Here is a 308-nt window from a genome sequence, read left to right as displayed (position 1 = left end):
CCATAGGGGTGGCGCGACTCGCGACACGATTGTCCAGAAGCTTGAGGAACTTGGCTACTCGGTCAAAATTCATCGATTCTCACCGCACGAATTCGGCATCCCCCAGGTGCGTGAGCGCGCTTATTTCGTAGGCTCGCTGGACGGGCTTGACAACTTCGCATGGCCTAGGCCGCACAGGTCGCCGACCGACATCACCTCGGTTCTGCACGCGCATGTCTCGCCGGTCCGATCGATACCTTCTCAAACGCTAAAGGCGATCGACATGTGGGATGATTTTCTTCGCAGGTCACCCGCAACCGTTAAGCTCC

1 protein-coding gene is annotated in these 308 nt (G+C 57.8%); it reads left to right on the top strand.

The annotated features are described in order from the left end of the window. On the top strand, nt 1-308 hold a 308-nt coding region (locus AC1RPT_RS07935; RefSeq protein ID WP_481763010.1), incomplete at both ends, for a DNA cytosine methyltransferase.

The organism is Dellaglioa sp. CoH-56-MRSF-11 (assembly GCF_056782135.1).
The sequence above is the reverse complement of the archived record's forward strand: the minus strand, read 5'-3'. Positions and strand labels throughout refer to the sequence as shown.